At 40.5% G+C, this 2,803-nt stretch carries 3 protein-coding genes and 1 pseudogene; all 4 read left to right on the plus strand.

Going from position 1 to position 2,803, the window contains the following annotated elements; genetic code table 11:
• Positions 1-399 (plus strand): helix-turn-helix domain-containing protein (locus tag NG796_RS26240; RefSeq protein ID WP_411268827.1); only part of this gene is annotated, 399 nt, incomplete at its 5' end.
• A 115-nt stretch (positions 400-514) separates the two neighbouring features.
• Positions 515-997 (plus strand): transposase, encoded by a 483-nt coding sequence (locus tag NG796_RS26645; protein WP_411268828.1) that lies wholly within the window; start codon positions 515-517, stop codon positions 995-997.
• Entirely contained in the window at positions 957-1,058 is a 102-nt protein-coding gene (locus tag NG796_RS26250) for a hypothetical protein (RefSeq protein ID WP_411268829.1), read from the plus strand. The genes NG796_RS26645 and NG796_RS26250 overlap by 41 nt, the downstream gene beginning before the upstream one ends.
• A 117-nt stretch (positions 1,059-1,175) precedes the next feature.
• A pseudogene (locus NG796_RS26255) lies at positions 1,176-2,711 on the plus strand (IS5 family transposase).
• Positions 2,712-2,803 lie beyond the last annotated feature (92 nt).

Below are 2,803 nucleotides of genomic sequence, written 5' to 3' on the forward strand. Positions count from 1 at the left end.
TTAGTAGAAAGAGCCAAGTTAGTCTTGTTGGCTGCTGATGGAATCAATAATACCGAAATCTCCAATCGGTTGGAAATGAACCGGAATCAAGTGCGGATGTGGCGGGCACGATGGGCTTCGGCCTCAGCTACTCTAGCGGAAGCCGAAACCTCCGCAACTAGCGATCAAAAATTAATTCAACTGATTGTAGATATTTTAAGTGATCAACCTCGTTCTGGTAAGCCCGCCACATTTACGGTAGATGATATTGTCCAAATTGTGGCAGTAGCCTGTGAACATCCCTCACAAAGTCAGCGGCCAATCAATGAATGGACTCACCAAGAATTGGCATCCGAAGTCGTTAAAAGAGGAATAGTCAAAGAAATTTCCCGCTATAGTGTGGGTCGTTTTTTAAAATGAGGCTGATCTTCAACCGCACCGGTCTCGATGCTGGCTAAATACAGGCCCTAAAGATAGGGAAGTATTTCAAGAACAGGTAAATAATATTTGTAAACTACACAATAACGCATCAGAATTGGCCGAAAACGGTGTGCATTTGATTAGTACCGATGAAATGACGGGGATTCAAGCATTAGAAAGAGCTTACCCGACTAAATCGATGATTCCTGGAGAAGTAAAACGGATAGAGTTCGAGTACATCCGACATGGGACTCTAAGTTTAATAGCCAATTGGGATATCTTTAAGGGACAAGTTATAGAACCCTCTATTGGTCCGACTCGTACTGAAATAGATTTTGCCAACCATATCACTAAAACAATGGATACGGATCCCGAAGCCGGGTGGATTTTTATGGTTGACCAACTGAATACTCATATGAGTGAATCTCTAGTTAAGTTAGTAGCCTCTTGTTGTCATATAGATATCGACTTAGGTGTTAAAGGGAAAAAAGGAATTTTGAAATCGATGAAAACACGCTGGTGCTTTTTTAAGCGACCCAACCCATCGCATTCGTTTTGTGTATTTGCCCAAACACACCTCCTGGTTAAACCAGATTGAATGTTGGTTCAGTATCTTGACCCGTCGCCTTTTAAAACGAGGTGAATTCACTTCTATCTAGGGCTTGCTGAAAAGAAGCGAAAATCTTACTGGACAAGGCTTGTAAAAGTATTGCCAGGACACAAAAGACAGGAAAAAGAGGTAAAATTGCAAATTGTTGTGCATCGGTGAAGGGAAAATGTATCGAAAATCACAAAATGACTTGGGGCCCGAAGAAGCCTTTGAACTTCCCTCATTGGGCCAGCTATGTGAAGAAAATCGTTGGGTAGTTCTGTCGAAGCTAATTCTAAGAGTCCGAATTTGAGTCAGAATATGCCCAAAATTTCTCAGAAGAAATGGGAGCGCCCGCTAAACCTTGGCGGATGGCACTGGCCGCTTTAATCATCAAAGAGAAATTGAGAATCAGTGACCGAGAAACTGTTGAGCAAATCCAGGAAAACCCTTACTTACAGTATTTTATTGGAAGAACCAGTTATCAAAACGAAGCGCCTTTTGACCCTTCAATAATGGTTCATTTTCGGCAAAGAATTAGTCAGGCTCTGCTTCAAAAAATCAATCGCAGAATTGTCCAAAAAAGTCTAGGATTCAATCCGGAGGAACCCAGCACAAAAAAGTTAGAAGAAGCCCCCAAGCCAAAAGAAAATAAAGGTCAGCTATTAATGGATGCAACAGTAGCACCTGCCGACATCAAATACCCTACGGATGTGGATCTGTTAAATCCAGCGAGAGAAACTACCGAAATTATCATAGACCTCTTATATAAATCCTTGAAGGATAACCTAGACAAAAAACTAAGAACTTACAGAAAGAAGGCCAGAAAAGATTATTTAAAATTCGCTAAAAAGAGAAAACCATCTCGAAAAGAAAGAAGAGAAGCCGTTAAAAAACAACTGCAATATATCAAACGAAATTTGGGACATATTGAGAAGTTAATCGAGAAGGGAACCAGCCTAAAACTCTTAAGCAGAAGGCAATACAGGAAGGAATTTATTGGTCTCAACCGAAATTTATCGTCAACAGCATTGGATGTGGTCAAATAATCAAAAAAGGATCGACGATCGGATTATCAGTTTAACACAACCTCATGTCCGTCCAATCGTCCGGGGAAAGTCAGGAAGTCCTACGGAATTCGGAGCGAAGTTATCAGTCAGTTGTGTAGAAGGATATGTATTAGTCGAAAAAATTAGTTGAGACAACTATAATGAAAGTGGAGATTTGATTAGTCAAGTGGAGGCTTATAAAGAATTGACGGGAGTTTACCCCTCATCAGTTCATGCCGATAAAATTTATCGGACCCGAGTCAATCGAGCTTGGTGTAAAGAAAGAGGAATTAGACTCAGTGGTCCTCCATTAGGGAGACCTCCGGCCCAAGTCAGTCTTCAAGCTAAAAAACAAGCGCAAGAAGATGAGCGTATTCGCAACGAAATTGAAGGGAAATTTGGACAGGGCAAAAGAAGATTCAGTCTGAATCGAGTCATGGCTAAACTCTCTAATACTTCTGAAACCTCCATTACTCTAACGTTTTTAGTGATCAACAGCAGTGAAACTGCTCAGGCAGTTTTACTGTCTTTTTTTGTGTCAATTTTTCCAACCTATTATAATTTTATCCAGAAGCATTAATTTTAACTATGAATTGAAGAATCGAAGTAAAGCCCTGTTTATTTATGCAGTCAGAGGGGCCTCTTGTTCATTTGCCCCCCCCTGCTTTTTATAACTTTTTCAGCAAACCCTATCTATGACTTATCTGAACAAATCCTTAAGTTTATCGATTACTTTAACCGAACGAGCGCCAAACCATTTTTATGG

Origin of the sequence: Laspinema sp. D2d (assembly GCF_025370755.1) — a bacterium.
GTDB lineage: Bacteria > Cyanobacteriota > Cyanobacteriia > Cyanobacteriales > Laspinemataceae > Laspinema.